This is a genomic window from Phytoactinopolyspora halotolerans, assembly GCF_010550675.1.
GTDB lineage: Bacteria > Actinomycetota > Actinomycetes > Jiangellales > Jiangellaceae > Phytoactinopolyspora > Phytoactinopolyspora halotolerans.
Genome location: NZ_JAAGOA010000036.1, coordinates 26,671 through 42,517, shown reverse-complemented (window position 1 = coordinate 42,517; position 15,847 = coordinate 26,671). Strand labels below are relative to the sequence as shown.

Below are 15,847 nucleotides of genomic sequence, written 5' to 3'. Positions count from 1 at the left end.
GGGGGACAATGGGGCGCCTTTTGTCACAACACTGTGGGGTCCTGGCGGCGGCCCCCCCCCCCCCGGCACCCCCGCGGACTTGATGACTCCCTCAAACCGTACATCAATGTACGTTTCGTTCGCGCCGGATTCTCCTAGATCACTTGGGTCGGCCGCTATCCTCGGGACATGCCCGCGACATCCACTCGACGCGACGTGGCGCGCAACCACGAACGACTCGTCTCCGCCGCACGGGAGGTATTCGCCAGGCTCGGCCCGGATGCTCCGCTCGAAGAGATCGCACGTGCGGCAGATGTCAGCCGCACCACCTTGCACCGCCATTTCACCGACCGGGACGCTCTCGCCACGGCAGTGCTACAGGAGAACGTCGCGGACATCGAGGCCCGGGCCGCAGCTCTCGCCGACAGCGACGATGGCGCCGTAGAACTGTTCCACTACATGTTCGACGTGCAGCTGCGCGCCCCATGGCTCGCACGCGTGACCGCACGTCACGACAGAACCGACCTCGGCGAGCTTGCCCGCCGCACGACGGCGGCCATTGAGCCGCTCGTGGCCCGGGCGCGAGCGCGTGGCATTGTTCATGCATCGGTGACGACGGACGACGTCCTGCTGAGCCTTCCCATGGCCATGGCCGCACACGCGGCGGACGCTCTCGCAGCACGTCCGCATCGCCCGCGCCGGATCCGCGAAATCCTCCACCGGGGACTGTTCACCACTGATCCATCAGACAGGGCGATGCCCGCGCCCCCCGAAGAAGAATGACGTGGCCGGCACATCCTTTGTGGTCCGGGTTTGTGCCTGAGACCCGTGGCTCACGGTTCCTCAGAGTCGGTTTCTGATCCGCGCCGGCCTGGCTCAGTCCACGAGCACCGTTTCGTCCGATGATTCGCGTGCGTCGGCGGCGCCGTCGTCGGTCACGTCGTGGGTGTCGTCGTGTTTGTGTCGTGGGATGAGCAGCACGATGAGCGCGCCCGTGATGGCTGCGGCGGCTCCGATGATGAAGCAGAGCTGGAATGCGCCTTGGGTCGGCATAGCTGGGAGACTCGCGTTGAGTGTGGTGGTCTGGCTGGTGAGTGCGACGGCCATGACGGCGCCGGCGATGGTGGTGCCCATGGAGCGCATGAGACCGTTGAGGCCGACGCTGGCGGCCGATTCGCTGGGCGGGACGTTGGTGAGGATGAGCGTGGGCATGGCGGCGTAGCCGATGCCCACCCCGGCGGACGCGACGCAGGAGGCCAGCATGAGCTGCCATGGCGCGTTCATGAGGAATACGGCCACGGTGTAGCCGAGGGCGATGACGGCGGCCCCGGCGGCCAGGGTGATGCGGGCGCCGAGTTGGGTGAGCATCCTGGATGACACGGGCGTGAACAGCATCATCATGATGCCCGCCGGTGCCATCCAGAGTCCGGTTTGCATGATGGTCTGCCCGAGTCCGTGCCCGGTGGCTTCGGGCGTCTGTAGCAGCTGTGGGACGACGATGGATTGTGCCATCATGCCGAAGCCGATGAGCACGGCGGCGATGTTGGTGAGCAGGACGGGTGTGCGGGCGGTGGTGCGCAGGTCGATGAGCGGCTCACGATGGCGCAGCTCATACCAGCCCCACAGCAGGAGTACGAGGATGCCGCCGGAGATCATGCCGAGTGTGTTCGAGTCACCCCAGCCCCAGTCGTTGCCCTTGGTGACGCCGACCAGGACGCCGACGAGTCCGGCGGCCAGTCCGATTGCGCCGGCGATGTCGAGCCTGCCGGGGTGGGCGTCGCGCATCTGCGGGACGACGATGGCGGTGAGGGTGATCATGATCGCGGCGAGGGCGGCCGAGACCCAGAACAGCGCATGCCAGTCGAAGTCCTGGGCGATCCAGGCGGCGAGCGGGAGGCCGAGCGCGCCGCCAACGCCGAGGGTCGCGCTGACGCCGGCGACGGCGGTGTTGCGTAGGTGCGGTGGCGCGGTCTCGCGGACCATGCTGATGGCGACGGGTATGTAACCCATGGCCGTGCCCTGCAGCACGCGGCCGACGAGCATCGGTCCGACCGAGTCGGACATGGCGCAGATGAGCGAACCGACCAGAAGAATGGCGGCGGAGGCGATCAGGACGGGCTTCTTGCCGTACATGTCGGCCAGACGGCCGGTCACCGGCATGGCGACGGCCGCGCCGAGCAGGGTCGCGGTGACGACCCACGACGCGTTGGCGGCGGAGGTGCTCAGCAAGACGGGCAGTTCGCCCTGGATGGGGATCACGAGTGATTGCATCAGTGCCGCGCACAGGCTGCTGAAGCACAGTACGGCGACGGCCGCGACGGCGCGGCGCGTCGATCGAGGTGCCGCGGCACCGGGGGCGATGGAGGAACTGGAGGGTGTCATGGCGCTCCGACGACATGTGTATGGTACATACAATTTAAGGTGTGTATGCTACCTACATACGCTGTCCCTTCACAATCCGGGAGTCTCGGAGGTCTGTGATGTCGCCTGTGACACCGTCGTCCGCGGCGTCTGCGTCCGCCGTCGAGTCCGGGTTGACCAGCGGTCGCGCATTGGCAGGGTTGCTGATCCGCCTGGACGTCCACCGCCGTCTGGTCGAGTCCCGCAGCCCGCTTGGGATCGCCGATGCTCGGCTGCTGTGGCTGCTAGCGGACCGCGGTCCTCGCACGCTGCGGGAGATCGCCGACGCGCTCGGCTTGGAGCAGTCCACGGTCAACCGTCAGGTCAACGGCGCTCTCAAGGAAGGGCTCGTGCGTCGCATCGACGAGCCGGGCCGGCCCGCCCGGCTGATCGAGCCGACCGAGGACGGGCTATCCGCGCTCGAGGCGGCCACGTCTATGGTTCTCGGAACATACGAGGCCGGACTGGCGGCCCTCGGCGACCAGGACGTCACTCAGTTCCTCGAGCTTCTCGAACGGTTCGTCGAAGCCTACGGCGAGGCCGTCCGAGCATAGCGGCGGGCGCCGACAGTTGTCGGAGCGTGCCTTGATCTGCCGCCACGAGCGGTGTGTGTCTCTGCCTGGGTGACCGATGGCGTGGCAGGGTCTGTGCCGACTGACGCAATCCGCCGCCCGGTCGCCGTCGCGATCAGTGCGGGGCGGCGGTCGACTCGCGTACGACGATCTCTGTGGGCAGCGGGTCCGCCGCCGCGGGTTCAATTCCATCGAGCGTCGCGACGAGGCTGCGCACGGCCGCGTCGCCCGCACGGTCGAGAGGGCTGCGCACGGTCGTGAGGGCGGGCGTCGTGAGATCGGCGCCGAAGATGTCGTCGAAGCCCATGATGCTGAGATCGCCGGGCACGTCGATGCCCTCGGCGCGGCACGCACGGAGGAGGCCGATCGCCATGAGGTCGTTGTAGGCGAGCACGGCGCTCATACCGGACGCGTGCACGCGACGCAGCGCGGACTGGCCACCCACGAGATCGGGGGAGGTGGGGCCGATCTCCACGAAGATCATGCCGCGCGCGACGGCGTGCTCGAATACGCGTTCGCCGCGCTCGCGGGACATCCAGGAGATCGCCGGCCCCGCGAGGTAGGCGATCGATGTGTGCCCGAGGGTGGCGAGATGGTCGATGGCCTGCGCGACGCCGTCGTCGATGTCGGGCACGATGGCGGAGAGTTCGCCGACACGGCGGTTGATCAGTACGACGTCCGTCGACGCCGCGATCTGGTGGATCTGGTCGTCCTCGAGTCGCGCGGCCGCGAGCACCACGCCGTCGACCGCCGGGAGCAGCCGATCGAGTGTGCCGTACTCGAGCTCGCCCGACTCTTGCGATTCCGCGAGCACGAGCGTGTAACCGAGCTCGCTACATGCCTTCTCGGCGCCGCGCACAAGCCGGAAGAACACCGGGTTCGTCACGTCGGATACGACGAGCCCGAGCATGCGCGTACGCCCGGTCGGGAGCGAGCGCGCCATGGGGTTGCCGCGATAGCCGAGCTTCGCGGCCGCATCGCGGATTCGCCGCTCGGTCTTCGCCGCGATGCGGCCGGGCTTGTTAAGCGCTCGCGACACGGTGGAAGGGCTGAGCTCAAGTTCGCGCGCAATATCGTAGATCGTCGCGGATGGCTTGCGGTTGCCATTGGCACCGCCCCGCGACAGCTGCTCGGACACATGCACCCTCCTGAACTCCTGTGGCCTTCCATCCTTCCATATCGCAACCGATTGCCATGAGGCGCTGTCGAGACGGAAGTGACGCATGGCGACAAGCGAGCCGGTGGGCGCTATGCAAGCGACGCGGCTCCCCTGATGCGCAGAACCTCGAAGTCACGAAGCGTCCCGAGCTCGAGCACGCCGCCCACGCCGGCATCCAACGGCACACCTGCGACCAGGGCATCCGCTCGCAGATCGCGCGTTGTCTCAGGAAGCTCAACGCGCAGGCCCGTGACGGCGACCGGAGGGCGGAACCCACGCCGGCTCGCTCCCGTGAGGTTCACCAGGTGGATGATGAGATCGTCGCCTGCCGTGCCGACGATCGCCTCCACGTTCTCCGGCGCGTCGAAGCGCAGCCGCGGCGGAGCGGCGGCGTCGACGATACGGAGAAACATCTCCTGGGGCGGTGTGGTCTCGATCTCGCGGTACGACTGCCCGATCGTCCACGGTAGAACTGTGACGCTGCCGCCGCCCGGATCCGGGAGGCTGCCGTACGCGGGCTCCTCGGACGGGAGGTGGCCGTAAGCCTTCTCCGGCGGTCCGAAGGGGGCAGGGGGAAGCATGACTCCCTGCCGCAGGGTGCTGTCGGCCCACGCGCAGTCGTGCAGCTTTCCGAGCACGGGGACGATCGGTGCGTCGAAGTGGTGCGATGCGGCACGATCCTGCGGAGCCAGCGTCGCGTACGTCGACCACAGATCCTGCCCACATCGGATATCGCCGACGCGAGCGTGTGCGGGCGAGGTGCGCATTTCGGCGGTTCCGTCCTCGGTGAAGCCGGATGCCCCCGTGGTCAGGACGTTCCCGCCGGCGCGCACGTACGCGTCGAGGGCGGCCGCCTGGGATTCGAGGGCGCCGACATCGGGGAGGACGATGAGGTCGAATCGAGCCAGCCGACCCGCGGCCTCCAGCTGTGCGATCTGATCGAGCGGTATGACGTCGAAGGGGCGTTGCGCCCGCTGCAGCATCGAGTACGTCCCGTGGTACTCCTCGGATGCCGCCGAGCCGAGCTGTGCCGGCGGTGCCTTCACGAGAGCGATGCGTGCCGCCGGTGCGAGTCGTCCGTAGACGTCGTCCTCGTGGCGCCGGAAGAATCTCGTGATCTCGCCGGCGGCTTCCAGGGACGGGTAGGGGATGCGGCCGGGTGCTCCCATGATGTAGGTGGAGGGCATACCGCCGCGGGCGATTCCCTGGATGAGGTACTGGGCGAAATGCGACGGTTCCTCGCCCGCCATGCGGTACGGCATGTCGACGAAACTGACGCTGTTCACGAGGGCAGGGACAGGCGGCTCGTGATGCCGGAGCTCGCTGACATCCTCGCCTGTCCTGTGCGGCCAGAGGTCGCGGCCGAACATCTTGTTCGACTCCGCGTACCGCATGTGCGCCTGCTTTCCGAGGACGACGAGTACATCCTCGGCCCGGGCGTGGATGTGCGCCGTGATCCTTGTGTTGAGGTCGGCGAGCACCTCTGCCGTGAACCGGCTCCATGTGCGGATCTCGGCGCTTCGAGTGTCGACGGGCAACGACTCGCCGTGGCTCCATTGCCGGTACCGGCGCACGCACGCGGCGCAGTGGCACACGCCGTACAGCTTGCGGCTGTAGTCGATGATGTTGAAGTTGAACCAGTTGAAGAACACGCCATCGATCGGGTAGCGGTCGAGCACTTCGTCGATGATGTCGAAGGAGCGCTCCTGGTAGTACCCCGCGGACGGGCACATGCTCCATAGGTCGTTGTACACCTGCGGCTCGCCGTCGTGGGTACGGAAGCACCACTCCGGATGGGCGGCCGCGATCGGAGCGGCGACCTTTGAAAGATCGAATCGTGCGATGACACGTACGCCGCGTCGGTGTGCGGCCTCGACGGCGTCGCCGACAAGGTCGCCGGACGGCCTCTCCTCGAGGTGGGGATTGCGTGTCTGAAACGGGAGCTCCGTCGGAAAGTTGGAGATGATGCCGCCGGTGTTCAGCAACCAGGCGTTCGCACCGTGCGCCTGGATCGCGTCGAGAGCAGCCTCGACATCGAGACCGGCGTCTATCTCCTGGAGGTTGGTCTGGAAGACGGCGAACGGGTACGTCCACCACTTCGCCGTCGATGGGGTCTCGTCGAGCGTCGTGCTCACGTGCATGCCTCCTTGCATTGCAGCCAGTCTGGTCAGACCAATGCAGCCATCGCAAACCTTAGCGGGTTCTCCGGAAGGCCGCCATCGGCGGTAACCATTGACAATGCTCCGGCCGCGTGATTCTCTTGCCGTGCAAATTGGTCCGACCAGAGGGGAAATCAGGCGATGCCGAGCAACGGGCAGGGGCGTGAGATCGAGCGTGTGGTGATGTCGCTGCTCTGGGAGCCGGACGAGATCGAGCGGCTGCGAGGTGCCTTCGCTCCCGCGGATGTCGTGGCTTTGCATCCACGGGAGCAGGAGCAGTTCGATCGTGAGCTCGAGCGCGCCGACGTCGCCGTCATCTGGGGCGATATCGACGACCGGTTCCTTGAAGCGCCGAGTCTTACGTGGGTGCACTGTGACCATGCAGGGCTCACCCGTTCCGCGCGCCCCGAGGTGTTCGAGCGCGGCCTCATCGTGACGGGATCGGCCGGGCGATCCGCTCCCGCGCTCGCGCAGCATGCGTTCTACTTCGCCCTCGCGCTGACGTTCGATGCGCGACGACTCCTCGAGAAACAGGACGCGCACGAATGGGGTGGGATCTCGGGCTATGCCGACCGCTTGGCGTTGTGGGGGAAGACCCTCGGCATCATCGGTTACGGACATACAGGCCGCGAGATGGCCAAGCTCGGCAAGGCGTTCGGCATGCGTGTGGTCGCGTATCGCCGTCGGGCCGGGGAAGCGGGCGACGAGGTCGATCGACTCTATGCCGCGGACGCGGGTGACTCGGTCGATGCCATGCTTGAGCACACCGATGTCGTGATGCTCGCCGCCCATCTGAGCGACGAGACGTATCACATTCTGTCGCGAGAGCGCCTCGCTCGGCTGCGGCCGGGAGCCTACGTCATCAACCTCGGACGCGGCGGGCTGATCGACCAGGACGCGCTGGTAGATGCGCTGCACTCGGGGGTGGTGGCCGGCGCGGGACTCGATGTCACCGACCCCGAGCCGTTGCCTTCCGACGCGCCCCTGTGGGACGCGCCCAACGTGCTGATCACCCCTCATCAAACACCGAAGCTCCCCGATCGCACGCAGCGGTCCATCGACACGATCGTGGAGAACATCCGCCGCTACCGAGCGGGGGAGCAGCTTCTCAATCAGCTGAGCCCACGAGACATCTTCAGCGGCAGTATTCCGCCTCCTCGGAAGAGGTGAGCGCCATGCGCATCCGCGCGGTGCAGATCGGCGCGACGGGGACCGGGCCATCACCGACGACAGAGTCAAAGGAGACCTCATGCCGAAACGATCCGTTGGTCGCACCACCGGCAGCGCCCTGATGGTCGGAGCGCTGCTCGTGGCGAGCGCCTGCAGTTCTGAGGGAGGCGGGTCCGCGAGCCCGCAAGGGGACGCCACACTCGTGTTCGGGGTGCCGCAGCCGCCGAACTCCCTCGATCCCGCCGAACTTCACGACGGCGTCCAGCGGTACGTCTGGGGCGCGCTTTTCGATACCTTGCTGTACCTCGATCACGAGGGAGAGCTCCAGCCAGCAGCCGCCGAGAGCTGGGAGTACTCCGACGACGCGCTCACTCTGACGCTGCACCTCCGTGACGACCTGTCGTTCTCGGACTCAGAACCGGTCCGAGCCGAGGACGTGCGGGGGACGCTCGAACGGACGAGAACCACGCCCGGTCCCCAACAGGGAAACCTCTCGGCGATCGACTCGATCGAGGTGCCCGACGACCATACCGTCGTGCTGAACCTGAGCGAGCCCGACGACAACCTGCTCACCTCGCTCGCACAGGCCGCGGGTGTCGTCGGCGATCCCGAGACGCTCGACGATCCGCAGACCCAGCTCAACCCGGTGGGATCCGGGCCCTACACGCTCAACGCCGACCAGACCGACGACGGCGTCGTGTACGTGCTCGACCGCCGCGACGACCACTGGAACGCCGAGGAGTATCCGTTCGAGACGGTGACGGTGCGGCCGATCACGGACCAGACCGCGCGGTTCAACGCGATGATCGCGGGTGAGCTGGACGCGGCGACCGTCAACGGCGAACTGGCCGAGCGTGCGGTGGACGCCGGCCTGTCGCTGACCGAGGTCGAGGGCGCGAGCCTGGCGCAGATCGTGCTGGCGGACCGGGACGGCGAAGTCGTCCCCGCGCTCGGTGACGTGCGTGTGCGTCAGGCGATCAACATGGCGCTCGACCGGGCGGGGATGGTCGAGTCGTTGAACTACGGGTTCGGCGTGCCGACCGCACAGGTCTTCAATCCCCTGAGCTCCGCGTACCTGCCAGAGGGGGAGCAGGCGTATCCGTACGACGTCGAAGCGGCGCGTGAGCTGATGGCGGAAGCCGGCTACGGCGACGGGTTCACCCTCGCGATGCCCGCGAACGTGATGTCGATGCAGTTTCAGGCGACGCTCTCGCAGGCGTTCGCCGACATCGGGATCACGCTCCAGTGGGATCCAGTTCCAGCCCAGAGTTCCGGGCAGTCGACCGACTGGGCTGCCTACTGGAACATCGGGGGTGCGGCGCCGTCGTCTCGCGTGGTGGCCCAGTACTTTGCCCCGGAGGGATCGAACAACCCGTTCGGTTCCAGCGATCCCGAGCTCAACGAGCTCATCGAGGACGTCGCGGCCGAAGTCGACCTGGGCGAGGCCGACGAGTTGTACAGCCGGATCAACCAGTTCGGAATAGACAACGCGTGGTTCTCACCCGCGCTGTGGCTCGACACGATCTGGGCGACGGTTGAGGGCGTCGAGTATGTCGGGAGCGCCCTGTCCATGCAAGATCTGCGGGTGTTCGATGTCTCTGAGTGAGCTGCCTTACCCCATGGGTGGTGAAGCGAAGGGCTGCCGGCTGCCGATGATGTCCCTGTGGCAATCGATTGACATCCAGCCGGGTTCACGTGCAGTGTTCGCGCGCCAGATCCATGACGACGACCGTCCCTCCCGCGACGACCGCTCCCGCACCGATCCCATGTCTCTCCTCGTCAGCCACGGCGATGCCGAGTCAGCATCGCTCATTCATAACGAAGTTGGCAATCGATTGTCACCGGCGCTGGACACTGCTTAACTACTCGCAGGGCGACGCGGTGACCGGTGACATGCGCGACCGACCGAAGCCACCCATTCAAAGGAGAATGACATGTACTCGACTCGTCGGACCAAGCGCCGCGGAGCGTCTGCACTCGCGGCCACGGCCACCGCTCTCGCACTGGCCCTCGCCGGTTGCGGAGCAGATTCCGACACCGCTCCGCCGGACGGCGACCCGTCCGCTGACCGTAGCTTGACGATCGCGGTCCAGTCCGGCCCGAACTCCCTCGATCCTGCCCAGCTCATCGATGGGCAGCAGACGTTCGTATGGTCGGGGGTGCTGGACACGCTGCTGGCGCGCGACCCGGAAACGGGCGAGCTGATCCCGAACGCGGCCGAACGCTGGGAATACAACGAGGACGGCACACTGCTGACGCTCACCCTTCGGGACGGCATGACCTTCAGCGATGGCACGCCGGTCGACGCAGATGCGGTCGTCGCGTCGATGGAACGCACACGTGAGACGCCGGGTCCCGTCCAGTCGAAGTACTCCCAGGTCACAGACGTTACCGCCGTGGACCCGAGCACCGTCGAGGTGCACTTCGACAGTTTCGACCCGACGTTCCTCTCCAACATCGCGCTCGGGGCGGGCGCGATCGGCCACCCCGACACGCTCGACGACGAGCGCACGGCAACCGACCCGGTCGGGTCGGGACCGTTCGAGCTCGATGTCGCGAACACCGTGCCGGACAACACCTACGTCCTCAAGAAGCGCGAGGACTATTGGAACGCCGACGCGATCCCGGTCTCGACATTCACGGTGCGCGTGATGCCCGATCCCACCGCCCAGCTCAACGCACTTCAGGCCGGAGAGATCGACGCCGGTACCGTGCAGCAGCGAATGCTCGGCCAGCTCGACGAGAGCGCCTTCACCCTCAGCCAGATCGAGGCGAACGTCGTGTTCGTGCTGGAGATCCTCGATCGAGCGGGCGAGACGTGGCCCGCGCTCGGCGATGTGCGCGTTCGTCAGGCCCTGAACTACGCGATCGACCGCGAGGCGTTCGTCGAGGGATTGCTGGGCGGTCTCGGCTCCCCGACGGTGCAGATCTTCAATCCCCAAGGCGAGGTCTACGACCCGGCCCTGGAGGAACTCTACGAGTATGACCCCGAGCGTGGGCGCGAACTCGTCGAAGAAGCCGGATACGTGGGGGAGAGCTTCGAGATCCCGAGCACGTTCCTGTCGACCGCGTTCGAACCGACGATCTCGCAGGCCTTCTCCGATGTCGGCCTGAACCTTGAGTGGGTGTCCGTTCCGCCGCAGCAGGTGCAATCGGCCCACATGTCGGGCGACTATGGCCTGTCCTTCCAGGTAGCCGGGTTCAATTCCGATCCGTCGGACGCGTTCTCTCATTTCGTCCCCGGTGGTTTCTCGAACCCGCAGAACCATTCCGATCCGACCCTCGACGAATTGTTCGGCGTGATCAACACGACCGTCGACTACGAGGACGCGATACCGACGTACCGCGAGGTCAATGCATACGCGGTTGAGCAGGCGTTCGAGGTCCCGATCGCCTTCGGCGGCACGACGTGGGCAGCGCGCGACGGTATCACGTACTCGACCGTGGGTGGGCTGCCGCCGACCATCCGCGCATTCGGCTTCGAATAATGACCGACAGCACGGCCGGCCCACCGGAGGTCCAGCGGGCCGGCCGGCTCACTGGACCTCTCCGCCTCACGAGAGTATTGAGATGACCCTCTACATCCTCAGACGACTGGCAGCGGGCGTGATGCTCGCGCTCGTCATCCTGTTGATCGTCTTCCTGCTCATCAGCAGTTCATTCGACGACACCGCCCGCACGATGCTCGGCCAAGGGGCGACTCCCGAGTCCACCGCGGCGCTGGTGGAGGCGCGCGGATGGGACCGGCCGGTCATCGTGCAGTATGTCGAGTGGATCTGGCACGCCGTCCAGGGCGACCTCGGTCAGTCCGCGTTCACGTCGCTGCCTGTGCGCTCGGCCGTGGTCGACCGGCTCGCCGTCACCTTGTCGCTGATCGTTCCCGCGCTGCTGATCACGGCGATCTTGTCGGTGCTGCTCGGCGTGTGGGCTGCCTCGCACGGCGGTGTCATCGACCGCTTCGCCCAGGGGATCTCGCTGGTCGGACACATCTTCCCTGCGCTGCTGCTCGCGATCGGACTCGTCGTCCTCTTCGGCGTCGAGCTCGGCTGGCTCCCTGCGACGGGATACGTGCGGTTCGGCGACGACACCCTCGGGTGGCTGCGCAGTATCACGATCCCCGTGATCGTGCTGGTGATCCCCGGCGTCGCGAACATGTCGGCCCAGGTGCGCGGACGGATGATCGACGAGCTCAACCGCGACTATGTTCGCACGCTGCGCACACGAGGCATCTCGTCGAGATCGATCGTCTACAAGCATGCGCTGCGCAACGCCGGCAGCCCGGCCCTCACCGTGATGTCGCTGGAGTTCATCCAGATGTTCGGTGCGGCGCTCATCATCGAGAACGTGTTCGCGCTCCCTGGGTTCGGTAGCTACGCGTTCAACGCCTCTCTTCAGGGCGACATCCCCGTCATCCTCGGCATCTCCGTGTTCGGCGTGGCCCTCGTCACCGTGGTCCACCTCGTCACCGACATCCTCAACGGCTGGCTGAACCCGAAAGCGAGGGTCCATTGAGCACCTCCGACGACCCCACGACGCAGACCGTCCGGACACACAGCACCGAACACGTCATCACTGCGGGGGCGGACGCCTCCCAGCGGACGCCCACGTGGAAGAAGGTCATCCGGGACCCACAGGCGGCGATCACGATCGGTCTCCTCGCCGCGATCTTCCTCATAGGTGCTTTGACTCCGCTCATCGCGCCACACGGACCGAACGACGCCGACCTGAGCATGGTCAACGCGCCTGTCGGAACATCGGGCTACCTGCTCGGCGGCGACGAGTCCGGGCGTGACATCTTCAGCCGTCTTCTGCACTCCATCAACACGGCGGCGATCTCTGCCCTGATCGGAACGACGGTCGCGCTCATCGTCGGCGTCACGGGCGGCCTCGTCGGCGGGTACTTCAATCGCGCCACACAGTCCATCACGGAGTGGACCTTCGCCCTCCTCATGACGCTGCCCGGTGTGCTATTGCTCATCATCCTCATGCCCGTCACGGGGGGTGACTACCGCGCCACGATGTTCGTCTTCGGCTTCCTGCTGGCGCCAGGCATCTACCGCATCGTGCGCAACCTCGTGCTCGGTGTGAAGAACGAGCTGTACGTCGACGCCGCGCGAGTGTCGGGCCTCGGGAACGTCCGCATCCTCGGGCGCCACGTGCTCTCCATCGTCCGCGGCCCCATCATCATCGCCGCCGCGTTCATGGCCGGGTCGGCCATCGCCGTGCAGTCGGGCCTCGCCTTCCTGGGCGTCGGGTCCACCGAGATTCCGAGCTTCGGCGCGATGATCTCCTCCGGCTTCCGGAACCTCTACGTCGCGCCGGCCCAGTTCCTCTGGCCGAGCCTGCTCCTGGGAGTCATCACGGCATCGCTGGTGCTGCTCGGGAACGCGCTGCGCGACACGCTCGAGGGATCGAAGCCGAAGGCGAAGAAGGTCGGCGCCGGCCAACGCGTCGTGGCAGACGTCGAGCGGGACGGCCCGACCGATCCGGACGCGCTCCTGGTGATCCGCGACCTCGGCATCGCCTATCCGGGCGTCGACGGTGCGCCCAACGAAGTCGTGCGCGGAGTGAATCTGTCCCTCGCACCGGGAGACGTCTTGGGGCTCGTCGGCGAATCGGGATCCGGGAAGACCCAGACGGCATTCTCGACGCTCGGTGTCCTCCCGTCGGAGGCGGTCATCACGGGCGGGTCGATCCGCTTCGATGGGCGCGAGCTTCTCGGCCTCGATGACACGTCGATGGCTGCTCTTCGCGGTAGCGCGATCGCATACATCCCCCAGGAACCGATGTCGAATCTCGATCCGTCCTTCCGCGTCGGTTCGCAGCTGGTCGAGGGCCTGCGCGCGGCGACCAGCATGCCGAGGAAGGATGCGAAGGCGCGCGTGATCGCGCTGCTCGACAGGTGCGGCATCGTCGATCCGCAGCGCACCTTCGACGCGTATCCGCATGAGATCTCGGGCGGAATGGCGCAGCGCGTGCTCATCGCGGGCGCGGTCGCGAGCCGGCCGAAGCTCCTCATCGCCGACGAGCCGACGACCGCGCTCGACGTGACCGTACAGGCCGAGATCCTCGATCTGTTGCGTGATCTGCAGCATGAACTCGGCATGGCCGTGCTCCTGGTCACGCACAATTTCGGCGTCGTCGCCGACATCTGCGATCGGATCGCCGTCATGAAGGAGGGCGAGATCGTCGAGAACGGGGCGGCCGAGGAGATCTTCGGAGCCCCGCGACACGAGTACACGCGGATGCTGCTCGGCTCGATCCTCGACGAGGATGCGGTGCGCACAGACCCACCGGCCGCTGTCAAGGGAGTCGCATCATGAGCTTGCTGGAATTAGAAGACCTCCGCGTGAGTTATCCGGGCAGGGGTTTTCGAGCCAGGCACGTGGAGGTCCTGCACGGTGTCTCGCTTGACGTCGACCACGGCGAGACCGTCGGGCTGGTGGGAGAATCCGGTTCGGGTAAGACGACCATCGGCCGCGCGGTGCTCGGGCTCGTCCGCCCGTCGGGAGGATCGATCCGCTTCGCGAGCCAGGAGATCAGCGGCCTGCACGGACGTGCCCGGCGCGGCCTCGCGAGCCACATCCAGGTCGTGTTCCAGGACCCGTACACCTCGCTCAACCCGTCGATGACGATCGGAGACATCCTCGCCGAACCGCTTGTGGTGCACGGGGCGACGAGCCGGGACGCGCGTTCGCGGGTGCGCAGCCTGCTCGATCAGGTGGGCCTGCCGAACGACGCGATCGATCGCCTCCCTCGCGAATTCTCCGGCGGACAGCGTCAGCGTGTGGCGATCGCGAGGGCGCTCGCGCCGGGACCCCAGCTGATCGTGTGCGACGAGCCGGTCTCGGCGCTTGACCTGTCGACACAGGCGCGGGTGCTCGATCTGTTCGTCGACATCCAGCGCGAGACGGGCGTCTCCTATCTGTTCGTCTCGCATGACCTGGGCGTGGTCCGGCATATCAGCCACCGCGTCGCCGTGCTGTATCGCGGGGATCTCGTCGAGACCGGAGATGCCGCGACCGTGACATCGACGCCCGAGCACCCATATACCCAGCGACTTCTCCTGGCCGCCCCGGTCGCGGATCCGGCACGGCAGCGCGAGAAGCGCGAGGAGCGCAAGCGGCTGCTCGCCGCGCACGCATGACATCACGGAAGGCGGATCTACGATGACCGAGTTTCCCCCTGGCTTCCTCTGGGGAGCCTCGACGTCCGGCCACCAGATCGAAGGCGGCAACGTCAACAGCGACTGGTGGGCGAAGGAGCAGCGGACGCCGGGCATGGAGCTCTCGCTCGACGCGTGCGACAGCTACCACCGCTACCGCGAGGACATCGCGCTCCTCGCGAACGCGGGCCTCGACACCTACAGGTTCAGCCTGGAGTGGTCGCGCATCGAGCCGATCCCGGGGCACGTCTCCCGGGCCGCGCTCGCGCATTATCGGCGCGTCATCGACGCGTGTATCGAGCACGGTGTCACGCCGGTCGTGACACTGCAGCACTTCACGACGCCGCGGTGGTTCGCCGAGGCAGGGGGATGGACCGCGCCTGACGCGTCGGACCGGTTCGTGCGGTACGTGGCCGAGACGACGCGCATCCTCGACGGCGTCGAGTGGGTCGCGACGATGAACGAGCCGAACATGCAGGCGGCGATCATGACGGCGATGAAGCGGATGTCCGCCGGCACGGACGGCGAGTGGACGAGCCCGACCGTCGAGCGCGAGCAGTCCGAGGAAGAGCGAGAGCGCAACGCTCGCAACTTCTTGGCTTACGCGGACCCCGAGATCGGCCGGATGTTCGTCGGCGTCCACCACGCCGCGCGCGATGTCCTGCGGGAGCGCACGGACGCGAAGGTCGGCTGGACGGTCGCCGCCGGCGCTCTCACCGCCGCGCCGGGTGGTGAGGAGAAGCTCCTCGAGGTCCGGTACGGCAAGGAGGACGTGTACTGGGAGGGTAGCCGCGGCGACGACTGGGCAGGCGTACAGGCGTACTCCAGTCAGGAGGTCGACGCCGACGGTCCGGTTCCGCACCCGCCGCACCCCGACAACACCCTCGTCGGCACGGCGTATCGACCGGATTCGCTCGGGATCGCGGTGCGCCACGCCCACGAGGTGACCGGTGGCGTGCCGATCCTCGTCACCGAGAACGGCATCGCCACCAGCGACGACGAGCAGCGGATCCGGTACACGCGCGAGGCGCTCGAGGGACTTCGGGCGGCGATCTCCGACGGCGCCGATGTGCGCGGCTACCTGCACTGGTCGCTGCTGGACAACTTCGAATGGGGCCATTGGCGCCCGACCTTCGGCCTTATCGCCGTCGATCGCGAGACGTTCGTGCGCACTCCGAAACCGAGTCTCGGCTGGCTCGGAGAGGTCGCCCGCCGAAACGCCCTCGCGTGATGGCGGGTGGAG

General features: G+C 66.9%; 13 protein-coding genes. 10 read left to right on the top strand and 3 right to left on the bottom strand.

What is annotated here, in order from left to right; translation table 11 throughout:
• Positions 1-168: 168 nt before the first annotated feature.
• Positions 169-762, top strand: a complete 594-nt coding sequence (locus G1H10_RS30805; protein WP_163745111.1) for a TetR/AcrR family transcriptional regulator — start codon at positions 169-171, stop codon at positions 760-762.
• Positions 763-855: 93 nt separating this feature from the next.
• Here the strand turns inward: G1H10_RS30805 and G1H10_RS30800 are convergent, their stop codons facing one another.
• The gene (locus G1H10_RS30800; protein ID WP_163745110.1) at positions 856-2,361 is read right to left on the bottom strand and encodes an MFS transporter; all 1,506 of its coding nucleotides are present in this window, start codon (positions 2,359-2,361) and stop codon (positions 856-858) included.
• 98 nt (positions 2,362-2,459) lie between these two features.
• On the opposite strand from G1H10_RS30800, the gene G1H10_RS30795 reads away from it, so the two are divergent.
• Positions 2,460-2,933, top strand: coding sequence for a MarR family winged helix-turn-helix transcriptional regulator (locus G1H10_RS30795; RefSeq protein ID WP_163745109.1), 474 nt, complete (start codon positions 2,460-2,462; stop codon positions 2,931-2,933).
• A gap of 133 nt (positions 2,934-3,066) precedes the next feature.
• On the opposite strand, the gene G1H10_RS30790 is transcribed toward G1H10_RS30795, so the two are convergent.
• Entirely contained in the window at positions 3,067-4,089 is a 1,023-nt protein-coding gene (locus G1H10_RS30790) for a LacI family DNA-binding transcriptional regulator (protein WP_163745108.1), read from the bottom strand.
• 110 nt (positions 4,090-4,199) lie between these two features.
• Positions 4,200-6,245: an alpha-amylase family protein gene (locus G1H10_RS30785; protein ID WP_163745107.1), complete on the bottom strand. Its 2,046-nt coding sequence runs from the start codon at positions 6,243-6,245 to the stop codon at positions 4,200-4,202.
• A 165-nt stretch (positions 6,246-6,410) separates the two neighbouring features.
• On the opposite strand from G1H10_RS30785, the gene G1H10_RS30780 reads away from it, so the two are divergent.
• From G1H10_RS30780 to G1H10_RS30745, 8 genes are all read left to right on the top strand, one after another.
• Positions 6,411-7,439, top strand: a complete 1,029-nt coding sequence (locus G1H10_RS30780) for a D-2-hydroxyacid dehydrogenase (protein ID WP_163745106.1) — start codon at positions 6,411-6,413, stop codon at positions 7,437-7,439.
• A 79-nt stretch (positions 7,440-7,518) separates the two neighbouring features.
• Positions 7,519-9,045, top strand: coding sequence for an ABC transporter substrate-binding protein (locus G1H10_RS30775; protein WP_163745105.1), 1,527 nt, complete (start codon positions 7,519-7,521; stop codon positions 9,043-9,045).
• 13 nt (positions 9,046-9,058) lie between these two features.
• Positions 9,059-9,301: a hypothetical protein gene (locus G1H10_RS30770; protein ID WP_163745104.1), complete on the top strand. Its 243-nt coding sequence runs from the start codon at positions 9,059-9,061 to the stop codon at positions 9,299-9,301.
• 72 nt (positions 9,302-9,373) lie between these two features.
• Positions 9,374-10,927 (top strand): ABC transporter substrate-binding protein, encoded by a 1,554-nt coding sequence (locus tag G1H10_RS30765; RefSeq protein ID WP_163745103.1) that lies wholly within the window; start codon positions 9,374-9,376, stop codon positions 10,925-10,927.
• A gap of 82 nt (positions 10,928-11,009) precedes the next feature.
• Complete coding sequence (locus tag G1H10_RS30760; protein ID WP_163745102.1) at positions 11,010-11,951, top strand: ABC transporter permease; 942 nt, start codon at positions 11,010-11,012, stop codon at positions 11,949-11,951.
• Positions 11,948-13,762, top strand: coding sequence for a dipeptide/oligopeptide/nickel ABC transporter permease/ATP-binding protein (locus G1H10_RS30755; RefSeq protein WP_174264813.1), 1,815 nt, complete (start codon positions 11,948-11,950; stop codon positions 13,760-13,762). Before G1H10_RS30760 ends, G1H10_RS30755 begins: the two co-directional genes overlap by 4 nt.
• Entirely contained in the window at positions 13,759-14,586 is an 828-nt protein-coding gene (locus G1H10_RS30750; RefSeq protein ID WP_163745101.1) for an ATP-binding cassette domain-containing protein, read from the top strand. Before G1H10_RS30755 ends, G1H10_RS30750 begins: the two co-directional genes overlap by 4 nt.
• A 22-nt stretch (positions 14,587-14,608) precedes the next feature.
• Positions 14,609-15,835, top strand: coding sequence for a glycoside hydrolase family 1 protein (locus tag G1H10_RS30745; RefSeq protein ID WP_163745100.1), 1,227 nt, complete (start codon positions 14,609-14,611; stop codon positions 15,833-15,835).
• Positions 15,836-15,847: the final 12 nt, after the last annotated feature.

What these genes read in the sequence shown, in the direction of transcription:
- G1H10_RS30805 (WP_163745111.1), top strand. Translation starts at nt 169, where the DNA reads ATGCCCGCGACATCCACTCGACGCGACGTGGCGCGCAACCACGAACGA.
- G1H10_RS30800 (WP_163745110.1), bottom strand. Translation starts at nt 2,361, where the DNA reads ATGACACCCTCCAGTTCCTCCATCGCCCCCGGTGCCGCGGCACCTCGA.
- G1H10_RS30795 (WP_163745109.1), top strand. Translation starts at nt 2,460, where the DNA reads ATGTCGCCTGTGACACCGTCGTCCGCGGCGTCTGCGTCCGCCGTCGAG.
- G1H10_RS30780 (WP_163745106.1), top strand. Translation starts at nt 6,411, where the DNA reads ATGCCGAGCAACGGGCAGGGGCGTGAGATCGAGCGTGTGGTGATGTCG.
- G1H10_RS30775 (WP_163745105.1), top strand. Translation starts at nt 7,519, where the DNA reads ATGCCGAAACGATCCGTTGGTCGCACCACCGGCAGCGCCCTGATGGTC.
- G1H10_RS30770 (WP_163745104.1), top strand. Translation starts at nt 9,059, where the DNA reads ATGGGTGGTGAAGCGAAGGGCTGCCGGCTGCCGATGATGTCCCTGTGG.
- G1H10_RS30765 (WP_163745103.1), top strand. Translation starts at nt 9,374, where the DNA reads ATGTACTCGACTCGTCGGACCAAGCGCCGCGGAGCGTCTGCACTCGCG.
- G1H10_RS30760 (WP_163745102.1), top strand. Translation starts at nt 11,010, where the DNA reads ATGACCCTCTACATCCTCAGACGACTGGCAGCGGGCGTGATGCTCGCG.
- G1H10_RS30750 (WP_163745101.1), top strand. Translation starts at nt 13,759, where the DNA reads ATGAGCTTGCTGGAATTAGAAGACCTCCGCGTGAGTTATCCGGGCAGG.
- G1H10_RS30745 (WP_163745100.1), top strand. Translation starts at nt 14,609, where the DNA reads ATGACCGAGTTTCCCCCTGGCTTCCTCTGGGGAGCCTCGACGTCCGGC.